General features: G+C 67.4%; 15 protein-coding genes. 8 read left to right on the top strand and 7 right to left on the bottom strand.

What is annotated here, in order from left to right; all coding sequences use genetic code 11:
* Positions 1-70: 70 nt before the first annotated feature.
* Positions 71-760: a LuxR C-terminal-related transcriptional regulator gene (locus PV768_RS05440; protein WP_157241594.1), complete on the bottom strand. Its 690-nt coding sequence runs from the start codon at positions 758-760 to the stop codon at positions 71-73.
* Positions 757-2106, bottom strand: a complete 1350-nt coding sequence (locus PV768_RS05435) for an ATP-binding protein (protein WP_157241593.1) — start codon at positions 2104-2106, stop codon at positions 757-759. Before PV768_RS05435 ends, PV768_RS05440 begins: the two co-directional genes overlap by 4 nt.
* A gap of 124 nt (positions 2107-2230) precedes the next feature.
* On the opposite strand from PV768_RS05435, the gene PV768_RS05430 reads away from it, so the two are divergent.
* The 5 genes from PV768_RS05430 (at position 2231) to PV768_RS05410 (ending at position 6284) form a co-directional block, all read left to right on the top strand.
* Entirely contained in the window at positions 2231-3736 is a 1506-nt protein-coding gene (locus PV768_RS05430; protein WP_421092469.1) for a PspC domain-containing protein, read from the top strand.
* A gap of 1 nt (position 3737) precedes the next feature.
* The gene (locus PV768_RS05425) at positions 3738-4037 is read left to right on the top strand and encodes a hypothetical protein (protein ID WP_421092468.1); all 300 of its coding nucleotides are present in this window, start codon (positions 3738-3740) and stop codon (positions 4035-4037) included.
* A 3-nt stretch (positions 4038-4040) separates the two neighbouring features.
* Positions 4041-4298 (top strand): PspC domain-containing protein, encoded by a 258-nt coding sequence (locus PV768_RS05420; RefSeq protein ID WP_104998652.1) that lies wholly within the window; start codon positions 4041-4043, stop codon positions 4296-4298.
* 161 nt (positions 4299-4459) lie between these two features.
* Entirely contained in the window at positions 4460-5485 is a 1026-nt protein-coding gene (locus tag PV768_RS05415) for an ATP-dependent 6-phosphofructokinase (RefSeq protein ID WP_104998653.1), read from the top strand.
* 82 nt (positions 5486-5567) lie between these two features.
* On the top strand, positions 5568-6284 hold the full coding sequence (locus PV768_RS05410) for a GNAT family N-acetyltransferase (RefSeq protein WP_157241590.1): 717 nt from the start codon (positions 5568-5570) through the stop codon (positions 6282-6284).
* Here PV768_RS05410 and PV768_RS05405 read toward each other — a convergent pair.
* The 5 genes from PV768_RS05405 to PV768_RS05385 all read right to left on the bottom strand — a co-directional run bounded on the left by PV768_RS05405 (position 6246) and on the right by PV768_RS05385 (position 10984).
* Positions 6246-7769: a DHA2 family efflux MFS transporter permease subunit gene (locus PV768_RS05405; protein WP_421092467.1), complete on the bottom strand. Its 1524-nt coding sequence runs from the start codon at positions 7767-7769 to the stop codon at positions 6246-6248. The genes PV768_RS05410 and PV768_RS05405 overlap by 39 nt on opposite strands.
* A gap of 49 nt (positions 7770-7818) precedes the next feature.
* Entirely contained in the window at positions 7819-8253 is a 435-nt protein-coding gene (locus PV768_RS05400) for an ankyrin repeat domain-containing protein (protein ID WP_157241589.1), read from the bottom strand.
* Positions 8250-9335, bottom strand: coding sequence for a YgfZ/GcvT domain-containing protein (locus tag PV768_RS05395; protein ID WP_421092466.1), 1086 nt, complete (start codon positions 9333-9335; stop codon positions 8250-8252). The genes PV768_RS05400 and PV768_RS05395 overlap by 4 nt, the downstream gene beginning before the upstream one ends.
* 100 nt (positions 9336-9435) lie before the next feature.
* On the bottom strand, positions 9436-10044 hold the full coding sequence (locus tag PV768_RS05390; RefSeq protein WP_321214090.1) for an FABP family protein: 609 nt from the start codon (positions 10042-10044) through the stop codon (positions 9436-9438).
* Between the two features lie 172 nt (positions 10045-10216).
* Positions 10217-10984 carry a permease gene (locus PV768_RS05385; RefSeq protein ID WP_370460630.1) on the bottom strand — a complete coding sequence of 256 codons (768 nt, stop codon included), beginning with the start codon at positions 10982-10984 and terminating at the stop codon, positions 10217-10219.
* A gap of 339 nt (positions 10985-11323) precedes the next feature.
* Here PV768_RS05385 and PV768_RS05380 point away from each other — a divergent pair, with 339 nt between their 5' ends.
* The 3 genes from PV768_RS05380 (at position 11324) to PV768_RS05370 (ending at position 15405) form a co-directional block, all read left to right on the top strand.
* Complete coding sequence (locus PV768_RS05380) at positions 11324-12022, top strand: winged helix-turn-helix transcriptional regulator (RefSeq protein ID WP_157241588.1); 699 nt, start codon at positions 11324-11326, stop codon at positions 12020-12022.
* A 33-nt stretch (positions 12023-12055) separates the two neighbouring features.
* Positions 12056-13027 (top strand): mycothiol synthase, encoded by a 972-nt coding sequence (gene mshD / locus PV768_RS05375; RefSeq protein ID WP_157241587.1) that lies wholly within the window; start codon positions 12056-12058, stop codon positions 13025-13027.
* Positions 13028-13155: 128 nt separating this feature from the next.
* Positions 13156-15405, top strand: a complete 2250-nt coding sequence (locus tag PV768_RS05370; protein WP_321214092.1) for an RNA degradosome polyphosphate kinase — start codon at positions 13156-13158, stop codon at positions 15403-15405.
* Positions 15406-15413 lie beyond the last annotated feature (8 nt).

The following is a 15413-nucleotide window of genomic DNA, read 5'->3' as shown; positions in this document are numbered from 1 at the left end:
AATGAGCGGCCCCCGGAACCACAATCCAGGAGCCGCTCACCTACGCGCTATTGACAACCAAACCTACATATCAGAGGAGGCGGCGTTCGGCGGCCCACTTGGTCAGCTCGTGCCGGCTGGACAGCTGGAGTTTGCGGAGCACTGCCGAGACGTGGGTTTCCACCGTCTTGATGCTGATGAAGAGCTCCTTGGCCACCTCCTTGTAGCTGTAGCCGCGGGCGATGAGGCGCATCACCTCGAGCTCCCGCGCGGAGAGCCTGTCCAGTTCGTCATCGGCGATGTCCGCCGGGGCCGTGCCGAAGGCGTCCAGGACAAAGCCGGCCAGCCGCGGCGAGAAGACGGCATCCCCTCCGGCCACCCGGTAGACGGCGTCGGTGATTTCGGCCCCGGAGATGGTCTTGGTGACGTAGCCCCGGGCTCCAGCCCGGATGACCGCGACAACGTCCTCCGCCGCGTCCGAGACGCTGAGCGCCAGGAACCTCGTAGTGGACAGCAGTGCCGCCGAGCCGGCGATCACTTCACGGCCGCCGCCGCCGAGGCCGCCCGGAAGGTGGACGTCGAGCAGCACCACGTCCGGCCGCTCCTTCGCGATCACGGCGATGGCCTGCTCCACGGTGGCGGCCTCGCCCACAACCTGGACGCTGGGATCGAGGTCGGCTTTCAGGCCTGAACGGAAGATCGCGTGATCGTCCACGAGCACCACCCGGACAGACTGTGTGGCGCGGTTGGTCCCGTTGCCGGCTCCCTGTGCTGGGTTCATGGTTTGCCTTCCGTGTTCTGCGTCTGCTTCTCCGCCTGCGCGGCCGGGAATCCCAGCCGGACTTCCGTGCCTTCACTGGTGCTGATGATGTTGGCCGTGCCGCCGTGCCGGTTCATCCGGCCGATGATGGACTCCCGCACGCCGAGCCGGTCTTCGGGGACGTCCTGGAGTTCGAAGCCGGGACCCCGGTCCTTGATGAACACTTCGGCGCGCCCGCCGGTGACCTCAAGATAGACCGATACTGCACCGCCGCCGTGCCGCGAGGCGTTAAGCATGGCCTCGCGGCTGGCCTGGATCAGCGCCTCATGGCCTTCGGTGACCTCGGTGTCTCCCACGCTGACCACCTCCACCGCGTTCCCGAGCAGGTCCTCCACTTCCGCGGCAACTGCCTTGATCCGGTCCGAGAGCTGCCCGGCGTCCTTTCCCGGGTCCTCGAACAGCCAGCCCCGGAGTTCGCGCTCCTGCGCACGGGCGAGGCGGACAACGTCGTGCTCATTGGCGGCGCGCCGTTGGATGAGTGCCAGCGTCTGCAGGACCGAATCGTGAAGGTGTGCCGCGATTTCCGCTCGTTCAGTCTCGCGGATCCTGCCGGCGCGTTCAGCTTCGAGGTCTCGCCAGAACTTCAGCGCCCACGGGAGCAGGACCAGTACCACGCCGCCGAGGACGGCCACGGACGCCAGCAGCGCCAGCCAGGTCTGCTCCCAGGAACCGGACCCGGACACCATCACCAGGACGCCCGCCACCACCAACGCCAGGCCGGCGGCAAGCCGTGCCCAGCCGCCTGCCTGGTTCGCTTTGGTTTTATCCACCAGCCCGGCCCGACGGGTCTCATCAAGCTGCATCCAGGCGATGGAGGCTCCGCCCAGGACCGCAGCCGCGGGGATGATGGTCCCCAACGGAACGTCCATCCCCAGCAGCTGGGCGCCGAGGATGCCCGCCACCAGGAGCAGCCCGACGCCGAGCAGGATCTCCTTGCCGTACCTCATCTCGCGGAACCGGAACCAAGGCGCCGGCGCCGCTTCCGCGGGCACTCCGGCGCCCGGCACCATGCCGGGGCCGGTGTTCGCCGACGGCGTGCCCGTAGCGGTGCCGCCCATCACGGCCGGAGCAATGGGCGACGTCGGCCGCCGTTCCTGCCGCCGGGCGCTTTCGTAGGCGGTGGGCACCATGATCCAGAGCCAGGCGTAGAACACGACGCCGGCCCCTCCGGCGAATGAAGCCAGGACCATTCCCACACGCACAGTGTTCACCGGCAGCCCAAGATGCGCGGCGAGGCCCGAACAGACCCCGGCAATGAAGCGGTCGCTGCTTCGGACCAGCGGCGGGCGGGCGGGCGCGGATGTCATGGTCCAATCCAAGCACGGATCAGGGTCTCCCGGACCGGGTTGGCACGGGAACCGGGGGCCTCTCAGGGACGGCTCAGGGTGTCCCCCGGTAGAGCCGCCCGGCCGGGAGCGGCAGGATCGAAGTATGAACTCGCTAACCCCGAACCCCCATGACGGCACGCCGGAAGAACCCCCGGCCAGCCCGAAAAATGAGAACCCCACGGAGCCCCTCCCCGGGCGGGAAAACCCCACCCAGCCCCTGGCGCCGCCTCCTTCTGCCTCCGCGCCGCCGCGGGATTCCGCAACCCCGGGCCCGACGCATGAAACCCCCGGCGCCGGCAGCAGTTACTCCTATGCCGGAGTCCCGGGCCAGCAGACCGATTTCTTCACCTGGGTCCGCAGCCAGGGAATCAGCCGCGGCCAGGACCGCTGGGTGGGCGGCGTTTCCAGCGGCATCGCGCAGCGTGTGGGAGTCGACCCCTTGATTGTCCGCGGCGTCTTTATCATCCTTGCCCTCTTCGCAGGGATCGGCGTGCTTCTTTACGGGCTTGCCTGGGCGTTCCTGCCCGAGCCTGACGGGCGCATCCACGTCCAGGAAGCCGGCGCGGGGCGCTGGACCACCGGCATGACGGGTTCACTGATCGCGGTGGTGGCAGGATTCAGCGGGCTCGGCAACGGCTTCTGGGGCTGGGGCAACCGGGGTGTGGGCCCCTTCCTGTGGTCCCTGCTGTGGGTCGGCGGCGCCATCTACCTGGTGTACTACCTGGTGCAGCGCAACAAGACAGCCGCCGGCACGCCGACCAGTGCAGCAGCGGCCGGCACGGCTGCCTACTCAGCCGGGACGTCCACCCCAACCACACCGCCGTACTCAGACGTCGCAGGCAGCGGTCCGTTTGCCGGCAACCCCGACGGCGGCAGTAGCGGGGGCACTGGCAGCGGTTCCGGCAGTGGCGGATGGGGCAGCGGTGGATACTCCGGAAGCCGGCCGTCGCCGGTTCCGCCGCCCGCTCCCAGGGTGCGCGCCGCAGGTCCCGGCACTCCCGCCGTCGCAATAGCTGCCGGCAGTGCCCTGCTGGTGGGCGCTGGCGTGAAAGCCCTGGACCTCACCAACGTCATCGACCTCGGTAACTCCGCCAACGCGGTTGCCTGGGCAAGCGCGGCAGCCGTCCTGGGCATTGGCATCCTCATTCTTGGCCTCCGCGGCCGGACCCCCGGCATCCTCTCGTTCTTCGCCGTGGCGGCCCTCGTCATAGGAGGAATCTTCAACGTGGTGGGCAACAACGGAGACCGCGTCCGCTTCCAGCAGGTTGACTGGGCACCGACGAGCATCGAGCAGGCCAGCGGCGGATTCGACATCACGGCCGGCAGCGGAACCGTTGACCTTACGGCCATGTCCCTGGATGCCCCGCTCACCTCGGAGGTCCGCGTCCCCCTGGACATCACGGCCAGCAACGTCACAGTAATCATCCCGGGCGACGTGCCCGTGGACATCAAGGCGGACATGACCCTCGGCAACCTGAACGAACGCGGCAACCAGCGGGGCGGCATCACCACCCGGCAGAGCAGCTACAACACCGACAAGCCCGGCAGCCACCTGGTCATCCAGATCAACGGCACCGTCAGCAACGTCACCATCCAGGAAGGCAACTGACATGAGCAGCCAAACTCCGGGCTCAAACCCGTACATTCCGGATCCCTATGCGCAGGGCGGCACGACGGCGGCAGGCGCCTCTTCTGCCCCGCCTTCCGGGGCACGCGTGGGAACCATCGTCTGGGGCCTGATCATCGTGGCCCTCGCCGCGCTGATCATCATCGCCCAACTGGGCATCGTCACGCTCAACGGGACCTATGTCCTGATCGGACTGATGATTGGGGCAGGCGCGGCCCTGGTGCTCGGCGGCCTCCTCTCCGCCCGGAAACGTGACAACGGCCCTACAACACGGAAGTCTTGAACCATGGACAAGTTTTTCAGCATCGTCAGGGGCCTCGGCCTGAAACGCGGACCGGAACGGTGGCTTGGAGGCGTGCTTGGAGGAATCGCGGCCAAGCTCAATGTGGACGTTGCTTTCGTCCGCATCGCGTTCCTGGTCTTCTGCCTGCTCCCCGGCCCGGCCGTCATCTTCTATCTCCTGGCCTGGGTGATCCTGCCGGACCAGAAGGACGTCATCCCGCTCCAGGTGTTCCTCGAGCGGCGGTCCCTGAACCGTCCCTGAACCCGTCCTGACACAGCACCACAAGGCCCCCGCTCCAGCTGCACCGGAGCGGGGGCCTTGTGTAACCAGTTTGTGTCGTACCCCACACACGCCACTAGAATCTATGTGAGCTCAGCGTGGCGCTCTGCCTGTAAACCCTCTCCCCAGGATTTGAGCGAGACATGAAAATTGGAATTCTTACCAGCGGTGGCGACTGCCCCGGCCTGAATGCGGTCATCCGCGGCGCGGTCCTCAAAGGTATCGCCATCCACGGCCACGAGTTCGTTGGCTTCCTCGATGGCTGGCGCGGCGTCGTTGAGGGCGACATCATCGACATCCCCCGGACCATGGTCCGCGGCATCGCCAAGCAGGGCGGCACCATCCTGGGCACCTCACGCACCAATCCGTTCGAAAACGGCGGCGGTCCCGAGGTCATCAAAGCCCACATGGACCGGCTCGGAATTGATGCCATCATCGCCATCGGCGGTGAGGGTACCCTCGCTGCGGCGAAGCGACTCACGGACGCGGGCCTGAAGATCGTTGGCGTCCCCAAGACGGTGGACAACGATCTTGACGCCACGGACTACACGTTCGGCTTCGACACCGCTGTGCAGATCGCCACCGAAGCGATCGACCGGCTCCGCACCACCGGTGAGTCCCACCACCGCTGCATGATTGCCGAAGTCATGGGCAGGCATGTCGGCTGGATCGCCCTTCACGCCGGCATGGCCGCCGGCGCGCACGCCATCCTCATCCCGGAGCAGAAGGTCAGCATCGAGCAGATCACCGAATGGGTGAAGGAAGCCCATTCCCGTGGCCGTGCCCCGCTGGTGGTGGTGGCGGAAGGTTTCGTCCCGGAGCACATGGAAACCCCGCATTCCGAGCGCGGCCTGGACACCTTCGGCCGCCCCCGCCTGGGCGGCATCGCGGACCAGCTCGCCCCGGAACTGGAAGCCCGGACCGGCATCGAAACCCGCGCCACCATCCTGGGCCACATCCAGCGCGGCGGCGTGCCGTCCGCGTTCGACCGCGTCCTGGCCACCCGCCTGGGCATGGCGGCCATCGACTCCGTGGTGGAAGGCTACTGGGGCACCATGGTGGCGCTCAAGGGAACGGACATCGAGCACGTGGGCTTCCAGGATGCCCTCGGACAGCTCAAGACCGTCCCGCAGAAACGCTACGACGAGGCCGCCGTCCTGTTCGGCTGAGTTGTCGCCGGGAGGCCGTGTCCTCCCATGCTGCCGCGGCGTCCTGTTCAGCGGTGCGCGCTGCCCGCCCTAGGCTGGAGGCATGACACTTGACCCCGGTTCCGCAGCCATCATCCAGCTCGCGTGGGCCCGGCACCTGGGACTCGACGACGACGCCTTCGGATCCGCCTTGGCGTCCGGGGAACGGATCGTCCGCGCGGACGACAACGCCCGCACAGTGGAATTTGTCCGGCTCTTTGGCAGCTCAGCCCTGGTGGGCCCGCAGTGGGTCATCGACGCCGCGGAGGGCATCGCCGACGAGGAGATGGCCCAGCATGTAACGCTCATGACGCTGACGCGGTCCCACGGCGGCCATGGGCTGGGTGCCGCGGCCTTGTTCTTCGCGGACGACCTTCCCCTGAAGCAGCCCCCGGAAGAGATGACCGTTTCGCACGGCAACCCGGAGGCCATCGAACTGGAGGGCAACTGCCCGCCGGACGACGTCAACGAAGTGGGCCTGTCGGACCTCGAAAACCGCTACACGATCGTCCACGAAATGGAGGGCCGCCGGGTGCCGCTTGCCTGCGGAGCCTACTCTGAGTGGGAGGGCCTGCTGGCCCGTCTGGGTGTCCTGGTGGACCCGGCATGGCGGCGGCGGGGCCTGGGGACGCTGGCCGCCTCCATCGCGGCGCACGAGGCGCTGGCCGCAGGGCTTACGCTGCAATGGCGGACGGACGTCAGCAACACCGGAGCCGTGGCGCTGGCCCGGAAGCTCGGCCTGTCAGCCGGCGGAATCCAGACCAGCGTCCACCTTGGCTGACCCCGGAACGGCCCCGCGCCCGCCCCAGTCCTGAACCGGCTGCGCCTTCGCAAAGAACAGCGCCACGGCGGCCCCGACCAGGACCACCCCGGCGGGCAGCAGGATGGACTGGCCCATAGCCGTCGAAAACCCGCTGTGGAGGGCCTCCGGCAGGCTTCCGGAGAAGCCCGTTCCTTCCCCGGCCGCCCCGCCGGGTCCGCCGGACGGAAGCTCGGCTGCGAGCCGGGCCTGGATCAGCACGGCAATGGCCGCGCTGCCCAGCACGGCACCGATCTGCCGCGTGGTGTTGTACACGCCGGACCCGGCCCCTGCCTGCCGCGGCGGGAGGTTGCGGGTGGCGGTGGTGCCCAGCGGAGCCCAGATGCCTGCGTTGGCGAACCCCAGGACGGCGCTGGGCAGCAGGAACAGGAGGATGGGGGTGTCCGGCCGCATCAGGACTGAGTTCCACACCAGGGCCACGGCCATCAGTACCAGGCCGGTGGCAGTGAGGAATTTGGGGTTGACTTTGTCGATGACCTTTCCCACCACTGGAGCAAGGCCGCCGGAGATCAGCGCCATGGGAACCATCATCAGCGCGGACTGGGTGGGCGTGAGGCCCCGGACCAACTGGTAGTAGAAGATGAGCGGCAGGCTGAAGGCCGTCACCGTGAAGCCGACGGTGGTGATTCCGATGTTGGCCAGGGAAAAGTTCCGGTCGCGGAAGAGCCCCAGGGGCAGCAGCGGCTCACCCTTGTTGAACCGCTGCCAGACCACGAAGAGAGCCAGCACGGCAAGGCCGGCGACGATCAGGCCCCACACCGTGACGGGACCGGTGATGGTGCCCCAGTTGTAGGTTTCGCCCTCCTGGATGCCGAACACCAGGAGGAAGAGCCCGACGGCGCTGAGCACCACGCCGGGAATATCGAACCGGTGCGGGTGGGTACTGAGGGACGGAACGTTGCGCAGCGCGAGGACAAAGCCTGCAATGCCGATGGGCACGTTGATGAAGAAGATCCATTCCCAGCCGAGCCCGTCCACCAGGACGCCGCCCAGGATGGGTCCCACGAGGGTGGCCATGCCTGCGGTGGCACCCCAGATCGCCATGGCGGCACCGCGCCTGTCCGGCGGGAAGATCCGGGTGATCACTGCCATGGTCTGGGGCGTCATCATGGCCGCGCCGAGGCCCTGCAGCACGCGTGCCGCTATCAGCACCTCCACCTGGCCCGACAGGCCGCACCACAGCGAAGCCAGGGTAAAGACCACCAGGCCGGCAAGGTAGAGCTTCTTGGGCCCGAAGCGGTCCCCCAGCCTGCCGGTAATCAGCAGCGGGACCGCATAGGCCAGGAGGTAGGCGCTGGTGACCCAAATGACCGAGTTGATGTCCGCGTCCAGGCCCTCCATGATCCGGGGGTTGGCCACGGACACAATGGTGGTATCGATCAGGATCATGAAGAACCCGATCACCAGGGACCAGAGGGCCGCCCACGGCTTCGCCACGTTTTCCACTGGGCAATCCTTCCTCAGGTTGTGATCCGCCGGGCGGGACCCGGTGGTGCTAGCCCAGGAGGTCCAGGATCTCCTGGCGGGCGAACATTTGGGCGGCTGCGCGGGCGGACGGCGAACCTGCGTCCGGATCGGCGCCGGCGTCGAGCAGTACCCGGGCAACGCCGGTGTAACCCTTGAACGCTGCTCCGGCGAGCGGGGTCTGACCCCGGTCGTTCGCGGAGTTGGCCTCGGCACCGTGTTTCAGGAGGAGCTGGACGGTCTCCGCGTGGCCGTGGTAGGCGGCCAGCATGAGAAGCGAATCACCCGCCGCGTTGGTCAAGGTGGCGGGAGCGCCGGCGTCGAGGTAGGCACGCAACAGTGCCGTCTCCCCCTCCCGTGCCGCCTGGAAGAGCGTCTGCGCCAAGGCCAGCGTCTCGTCGTCGGGCGCCGGGCCGGGTGGTGCTGTGCCAGACGGCGCTGCGCTGGTTCCGGCGTCTTCGGTCATGAACGTGGCCCCCTAAGGAATCCGGTCTGGCGCCCCACGACCTGGCCGGCGTCCGGGGCAACGATGATTTCCTGGACAGCGGGGTACGGCTCGTCGCCATCCAGGACCGTCAGTATCTCATCGGGCGCAACCGAACGTTTTATGACTGCCAGGGCGACCGGGCCCATCTCATAATGCTGCGCCACTGACGTCACGGTCCCCACCTTCCGCTCCCCCGCCAGCACGGGGTTGCCGGCCTGGGGCAACGTGTGCTGCGAGCCGTCCAGCTGGAGGAAGACAAGGCGCCGGGGCGGGTGGCCCAGATTGTGCACCCGCGCGATGGTTTCCTGCCCTTTGTAGCAGCCCTTGGCCAGGTGCACGGCGGTCCGGAGGAGGTCCAGTTCGTGCGGAATGGTCTTGTCGTCCGTCTCGGCCCCGATCCGGGGGCGCCAGGCTGCCACGCGCAGCGCCTCGGCGGCGAGGACGCCCGCAAGGGGACGCTCTCCCACTGTCCGCTCCAGCTCGTCGGCCGGCACCAGGTACTCGAACCACGGCCGCTCCAGGCCGGGATGGCCCGACTCCGGGACAGTGGCGTAGGAGTAACCCCCCGCGCCCACGTGCGGCCACGGGTCCTGCCAGGCCAGCAGGCCGGACCATTCGGGAACTGCCTTCGTGCTGCCGATGACGGCCCAGTCGGCGGAGACATCCGCGATGTCCACGCGGAGCATGAACTTCATCCTGTTGAGGAACTCTGCCAGCGGGGCGGCTTCGGCGGCCTCGACGATCAGCCAGGTGGTGCCGCCATCGTCAATCACCCTGGCGTCGAAATCGATCCTGCCCTGCACGCTCAAAAGGAGCAGTTCGCTGGACTCGCCCGGCTGCAGGCCTGTGACCTGCTGCGAGGAGAGGGTGTTGAGCCAGCTGAGGCGGTCCGGACCCGTCACCGTCACGACGCCGCGGGAGGAGAGGTCGACGACGGCGGTTCCGGCCGCGAGGGCGCGCTGCTCGCGGAGGGGCTCACCGTAGTGGGCGGCAACGCCGGCGTCGGCACCGGCCGCCTCGACGGCGCCAGGGCGCGACAGCAGGGGGCTGGGAGTAGTCATATGTAGTAGAAGTCCTTGGGGCTCGGCGGTATTCCGGATTCTTGCAAATCGACGCGGGATCCCGCCGCCTGCGCCCTCAGCGCCGAAGGACGGGGAGGGGTCAGGAGACTTTTTTCAGGAAGGCCGAGGCGTGCGCTTCCAGGCCTTTTCCGTCCTTGCCGCCAACGGCGACGTCCCACCGCCACAGGAGGTTTCCGTCCACCAGGCCGAAGATGCGCGTGGCAGCGCTGTAGTCCTTGGAGTGGCTGCCGCGCATGACCATATCCGTGGTGAGCTGGATCTGCGGGCCCTTGATCTGCCCGTAGTAGAGCTCGGAAATGCCGCCGGGGTGCGAAATGGACACCGAGATGTCGAACCCGCCCTCGCTGTTGCGCAGGGCCTCCACTTCGTCGGCACTCTTCAGCGCCGGAACGATGTCCGCGGGGATCAGGCCCGGGCCGCCGTCGGCATCAAGCTGTTTGCGCTCCAGCGCCCAGAAGCCGGTCTCGACGGTGAGCGGCCGCAGGCGCGTGCCGTCGTCGTCCGTCAGCCAGCTCTCCGCGCGGTACTGAAGGTACGGCAGCCCGTTGTGCGTGAAGGACACGTGCTGCAGGAAATGCTCCGAGTCCTCGTCCCCGCTGCCGAGGCGGCCGCGGCCTTCCCACTCACCAATGAGCCAGGAAAGCGGAACAAGTTCGGGAGTCAGGTCTGTAGGAATCTCAATGGGCACTGCGATTACCTCGGAAAACGGCTAGCTCCGGAAAAAGGGGACTACTTCTGGCCTTTGAACAGGCGGTAGACCACGAAGCCGGCGAACCAGGCCATGGCGAGGCTGGCGATGCCGAGCAGGACAAGGAAGAAGATTTCAAATGCAAGTACGGACATGGTGCCATCCTAACGCGTTAGTAGATGAGTAGTTTGTCTATGAAGTAGGCCAGGGAACCCACCGCCGAGACAGGCGCAAGGCCCATGCTAAGGGCAGCCTGGATGTTCAGGGGTGCACCGCGAAGCGTTACGAGCCGCCGGAAGCTTGCCAGCACCGCCCCGACTACGACGCCGAAGATGGCGGCCGGCAGGACCGCAATGTCCGAGAACACCAGTCCGGCAAGGGGCCCGGCCAGGCCGGCCATCACGATTCCTAGGGGTGCCACGACGCTGTCCGGCCAGCGGATCAGCCCGGCCAGCAGGGCAACCGCGGCACTGATGGCCGCCACCAGGAGCATCTCCCGGACACCGTTGAACCGAGCGCCCGCTATCCAGCCGGAGCCCAGGCAGGCGAGCAGCACCCCTGCGCAGCATCCCAGGGTGGATTCCAGCCGCTGCGCCTGCCCGGTTCCGCGGATCAGCTGCACCACAAAGACGGCGATCATGCCCAGCGCGATGAAGGCGGGGGTCCAGTCCAGGTACCCGGGAGCGGGAGCCAGGCCGGCGCCAACCGCGGCTCCGGCGCCCGGCACGGCAATCACCGCAGCCAGGGTCTTCTTGGCAGGAATACGGAGGAAGTGCGGCCAGCCGACGCCGATGGCGGCGGCGATCGCCACCGCAACGCCTACGAGCACCTCGCGGGAGGTATACACCCCGGCAATGATCGCGGCCAGGCCGGCCATTCCCGCCACGCCGATGGTCCACGAGCCCAAGGACCGCGCAGGCGCCTGCAGTTCCGCCGTCACGCGGAACCCGGCCTGGACTTAGTTTCTGCACTCACTGCGCTGCAATCCCATCCTGGCGTCGACCTGGAAAGGCGGGCCGCCCTTCGCGGAGGGCGTCGGGGCCCTTGGCTCAATCCTGCCTTATATGAACGGCATATGTCGCAAAACGTCCCCTCATCCGCGCCGAATCCATGGCTGCGAAGGCCCCGCCGGGTATACTCAAAGCTCAGCTACGCTCCCTGCTGAGGTGGCCGGCCGGCGCCCTGAACAATGGCCCAAGACCCGAGCAGGAAGCCAGTACCGGCCGGTGGAAACCCGGTTCAGTCGCCCAATGATGCGCGGACGGCCCTTGGAGGAACAATGTCGCACATCCTGCTCTTGACGAACAGCCCTGGCTCTTCGGTAGACATCCTGCCTGCCCTGGAATTGCTGAACCACCGGGTCCACATCCTCCCCGCCGAGCCCACCGCGCTGCTGGAGACCGATCCCTGCGACATCGTGCTGCTGGATGCCCGCAAGGACCTGGTGGGCGCCCGCTCCCTCACCCAGCTGCTCAAGGCCACCGGCCTGAGCGCGCCGCTGGTGCTGATCCTGACCGAAGGCGGCATGGCGGCTGTTTCGTCGGCCTGGGCCGTGGACGACATCGTGCTGGACTCCGCCGGGCCCGCTGAAGTGGAAGCCCGCATCAGGCTGTCTGTGGCCCGCGCCGTCCCCGAGCAGGAGGACACGCCAACGGAGATCCGGGCCGCCGGCGTCGTCATCGACGAAGCGAGCTACACCGCCCGCGTGAACGGCGCACCGCTCAACCTGACTTTCAAGGAATTTGAGCTGCTCAAATACCTGGCACAGCACCCCGGCCGTGTTTTCACCCGCCAGCAGCTGCTCACCGAAGTGTGGGGCTATGACTACTACGGCGGCACCCGCACCGTGGATGTCCATGTCCGGCGGCTGCGGGCGAAGCTGGGCGCCGATCACGAGAACCTCATCAGCACCGTGCGCAACGTGGGCTACCGCCTGACGTTGGTGCGGCAGCAGGAGGATGAGCTCACCGAGGCCTGAGCGCCCGAGCCGCTTCCCGTATAGCCTTGCCTCATGACTCCAGCGCACCCAGAGAAGTGGCCCGTCCATGCTGAACGGGGCGCGGTTGACCAGCAGCTGCTGAAGGACTGCCGGGACCTCCTGGCCGCGGCAGAGGAATCGGACGGCAATCCCTCCATTTCGGAGCAGACCCAGGTGACCATGCGGGCCGGCGATTCGGCGGAGCACTCAGTGCTGACCCTGGCGCTCTATGCCCCGGACGAGGACTCAGATCCCGCCAGCGGGCAGGACCTCGCCGGATTTGCCGTGGTGGTGGAATCCCCTGACGGCACCGGAGTGCTGGAGATCGCCGTCCACCCCAGCTACCGGAACCAGGGCGTGGCGGACCGCCTGGTGGGCGCGCTCAAGGACAGCCGCGGGCTGGACGGGCTGAAGGCATGGTCCCACGGCAACCACGAGGCCGCCGCGGAACTGGCCGCCCGCTATGGATTTGGGCCCGTCCGTGAGCTCTGGAAAATGAGGATGACGACGGCGGGGGCGGACCTTCCCGAGGCCGTCCTGCCGGAGGGGGTGTCCATCCGCGCCTTTGTCCCCGGCCAGGATGAGGAAGCCTGGCTGGCCGTGAACCGGGCCGCCTTCGCCCACCACCCCGAACAGGGCAGCCTGACCCGGGCCGACCTTGAGGCGCGCATGGCCGAGGACTGGTTCAACCCCGAAGGCTTCCTGCTGGCCGAGGACCGGCAGGGCAGGCTGCTTGGGTTCCACTGGACCAAGGTCCACCCCCAGCACGGCCCCCACCCCGCCATCGGTGAGGTTTACGCAGTAGGTGTTGCGCCTGCTGCCCAGGGCATGGGCCTCGGCAAAGCCCTCACCGTGGCCGGCATCAGGTACCTCCAGGACCTGGGGCTGCACGCGGTCATGCTCTACACAGATGCCGACAACGCCCCTGCCGTTTCGCTGTACCGGCGGCTGGGGTTCACCCGCTGGGACATGGACGTCATGTACGGGCCGGTGGCAGCGGGCTAGTCCTGCAAGCGGAGTATCAGGTGCGGGCCGAAAATCAGCGGTCTTCGGCCTGCTGAATGCTTGTAAGGTTGAAGCAGGACCGCGCAGGCCGGAAGCGCCAGCATCAACCGCCAGGTAAAGGAGATGCCATGAACCCGGAACCTTCCGGATCAGCCACGTCACAGGATGTTGCAGTGCCGGTGCGTGCCCGCTTCGGCTCCTCGGAGGTTCCGGCGTCGCGCGCCACCCAGGACCGCATTGACATCCCGGAGTTCGCGCCGAACCTGCAGCCGGAGGGCGACATCCGGCCGGACCGCTTCCTGGACCGGGAGCTCAGCTGGCTCAGCTTCAATTCCCGCGTGCTGGAACTGGCCGAGGACGCCACGCTCCACCTGCTGGAGCGCGTCAGCTTCCTGTCGATCTTCGCCTCCAACCTGGACGAGTTCTTCATGGTGCGGGTTGCAGGCCTCAAGCGGCGCATCGCCACCGGCCTGGCTGTCCCCTCCCCCGCGGGCCTCAGCCCCGTGGAGGTGCTGGAACGGATCAGCGAAGAGGCCCACCGGCTGCAGCAGCGGCACGCGCGGGTCTATGCAGAGCAGCTCCGCCCCGCCCTGGCGTATGAACACATCCACCTCATGCACTGGGACGAACTGGATGAGACCGCCAAGCAGCAGCTCAGTGTCATGTTCGCCGAGAAGGTGTTCCCCATCCTTACGCCCCTGGCGGTGGACCCGGCCCACCCCTTCCCCTACATCTCGGGGCTCTCGCTCAACCTCGCCGTGGTGGTCCGCAACCCGGTCAGCGACAAGGAGCTCTTCGCCCGCGTCAAGGTGCCGGACCAGCTGCCGCGCCTGATCTCCATCGACGGTCCCCGTGCCGGCGCGGTGGCCGGGCGCGTCGCCCGCTTCATCGCCCTTGAGGAAGTCATTGCCGTCCACCTGGACAAGCTCTTCCCGGGGATGGAGGTCCTCGAGCACCACACCTTCCGCGTCACCAGGAATGAGGACGTTGAGGTGGAGGAGGACGACGCCGAGAACCTCCTGCAGGCCCTCGAAAAGGAACTCCTGCGCCGCCGTTTCGGCCCGCCTGTCCGGCTTGAAGTCACCAACGACATCAACCCGAACATCCGCGCGCTGCTGATCCGCGAGCTGGGGGTCGAGGAATCCGAGGTCTACTCCGTTCCGGCTCCCCTGGATCTGCGCGGGCTGTCCGTGATTGCCGGCATCGACCGTGCCGACCTCCACTACCCCAAGCACGTTCCGCACACCTCCCGGTACCTCAACGAGTCGGAGACGTCCAAGGCCGCGAACGTGTTTGCCGCCATGCGCCGGCGGGACATCCTGCTCCACCACCCTTACGACTCGTTCTCCACCTCCGTCCAGGCTTTCCTGGAGCAGGCGGCCGCGGACCCCAAGGTCCAGGCCATCAAGCAGACCCTGTACCGCACGTCCGGCGACTCCCCCATCGTCGACGCGCTGATCGATGCGGCCGAGGCCGGCAAGCAGGTCCTGGCCCTGGTGGAGATCAAGGCGCGGTTTGACGAGCAGGCGAACATCTCCTGGGCGCGCAAGCTGGAACAGGCCGGCGTGCACGTGGTCTACGGCATCGTGGGACTCAAGACCCACTGCAAGCTCTCGCTTGTGGTCCGCCAGGAGGTTGACGGGCTGCGCCGCTACTGCCACATCGGCACCGGCAACTACCACCCCCGGACTGCCCGCTACTACGAGGACCTGGGCCTGCTGACCGCCAACGAGCAGGTGGGCGAAGACCTGTCCAAGCTGTTCAACCAGCTCTCCGGCTATGCACCCAAATCCACGTTCAAGAGGCTGCTGGTGGCACCCCGTTCCGTGCGTTCGGGGCTGATCGACCGCATTGAAACCGAAATCCGCAATGCCCGTGCCGGAATCCCCGGCCGCGTGCAGATCAAGGTCAATTCCATGGTGGATGAGGCCATCATCGATTCCCTGTACCGGGCCTCGCAGGCCGGCGTGAAAGTGGACGTGGTGGTCCGCGGAATCTGCTCCCTCCGCCCGGGAGTGCCGGGCCTCAGCGACAACATCACCGTCCGCTCCATCCTGGGCAGGTTCCTGGAACACTCCCGCGTGTTCGCCTTCGCCAACGGCGGGGATCCGGTGGTGTACATCGGTTCGGCGGACATGATGCACCGCAACCTGGACCGCCGGGTGGAGGCCCTGGTCCAGCTGGCCAGCGCCGACGACATCACCTACGTCCTTGACCTGCTGAAGCGCTACATGGATCCCGAAACCGCAAGCTGGCACCTCGACAACCAAGGGGTCTGGACCCGGCACCACCTGTCCGACGACGGCACGCCCCTTGAAGACGTCCAGTCCTGGCTGTTGGCCTCCCGCCCCCGGCAGCGCAGCCTGAGCCGGCGCTAAGGGCCACT

The organism is Pseudarthrobacter sp. CC4 (genome assembly GCF_048957775.1).
Lineage (GTDB): Bacteria > Actinomycetota > Actinomycetes > Actinomycetales > Micrococcaceae > Arthrobacter.
The sequence above is the reverse complement of the archived record's forward strand: the minus strand, read 5'-3'. Positions and strand labels throughout refer to the sequence as shown.

Coding starts and splice junctions, on each gene's coding strand:
- PV768_RS05440 (WP_157241594.1), bottom strand. CDS start 760: ATGAACCCAGCACAGGGAGCCGGCAACGGGACCAACCGCGCCACACAG.
- PV768_RS05435 (WP_157241593.1), bottom strand. CDS start 2,106: ATGACATCCGCGCCCGCCCGCCCGCCGCTGGTCCGAAGCAGCGACCGC.
- PV768_RS05430 (WP_421092469.1), top strand. CDS start 2,231: ATGAACTCGCTAACCCCGAACCCCCATGACGGCACGCCGGAAGAACCC.
- PV768_RS05425 (WP_421092468.1), top strand. CDS start 3,738: ATGAGCAGCCAAACTCCGGGCTCAAACCCGTACATTCCGGATCCCTAT.
- PV768_RS05420 (WP_104998652.1), top strand. CDS start 4,041: ATGGACAAGTTTTTCAGCATCGTCAGGGGCCTCGGCCTGAAACGCGGA.
- PV768_RS05415 (WP_104998653.1), top strand. CDS start 4,460: ATGAAAATTGGAATTCTTACCAGCGGTGGCGACTGCCCCGGCCTGAAT.
- PV768_RS05410 (WP_157241590.1), top strand. CDS start 5,568: ATGACACTTGACCCCGGTTCCGCAGCCATCATCCAGCTCGCGTGGGCC.
- PV768_RS05400 (WP_157241589.1), bottom strand. CDS start 8,253: ATGACCGAAGACGCCGGAACCAGCGCAGCGCCGTCTGGCACAGCACCA.
- PV768_RS05395 (WP_421092466.1), bottom strand. CDS start 9,335: ATGACTACTCCCAGCCCCCTGCTGTCGCGCCCTGGCGCCGTCGAGGCG.
- PV768_RS05380 (WP_157241588.1), top strand. CDS start 11,324: ATGTCGCACATCCTGCTCTTGACGAACAGCCCTGGCTCTTCGGTAGAC.
- mshD (WP_157241587.1), top strand. CDS start 12,056: ATGACTCCAGCGCACCCAGAGAAGTGGCCCGTCCATGCTGAACGGGGC.
- PV768_RS05370 (WP_321214092.1), top strand. CDS start 13,156: ATGAACCCGGAACCTTCCGGATCAGCCACGTCACAGGATGTTGCAGTG.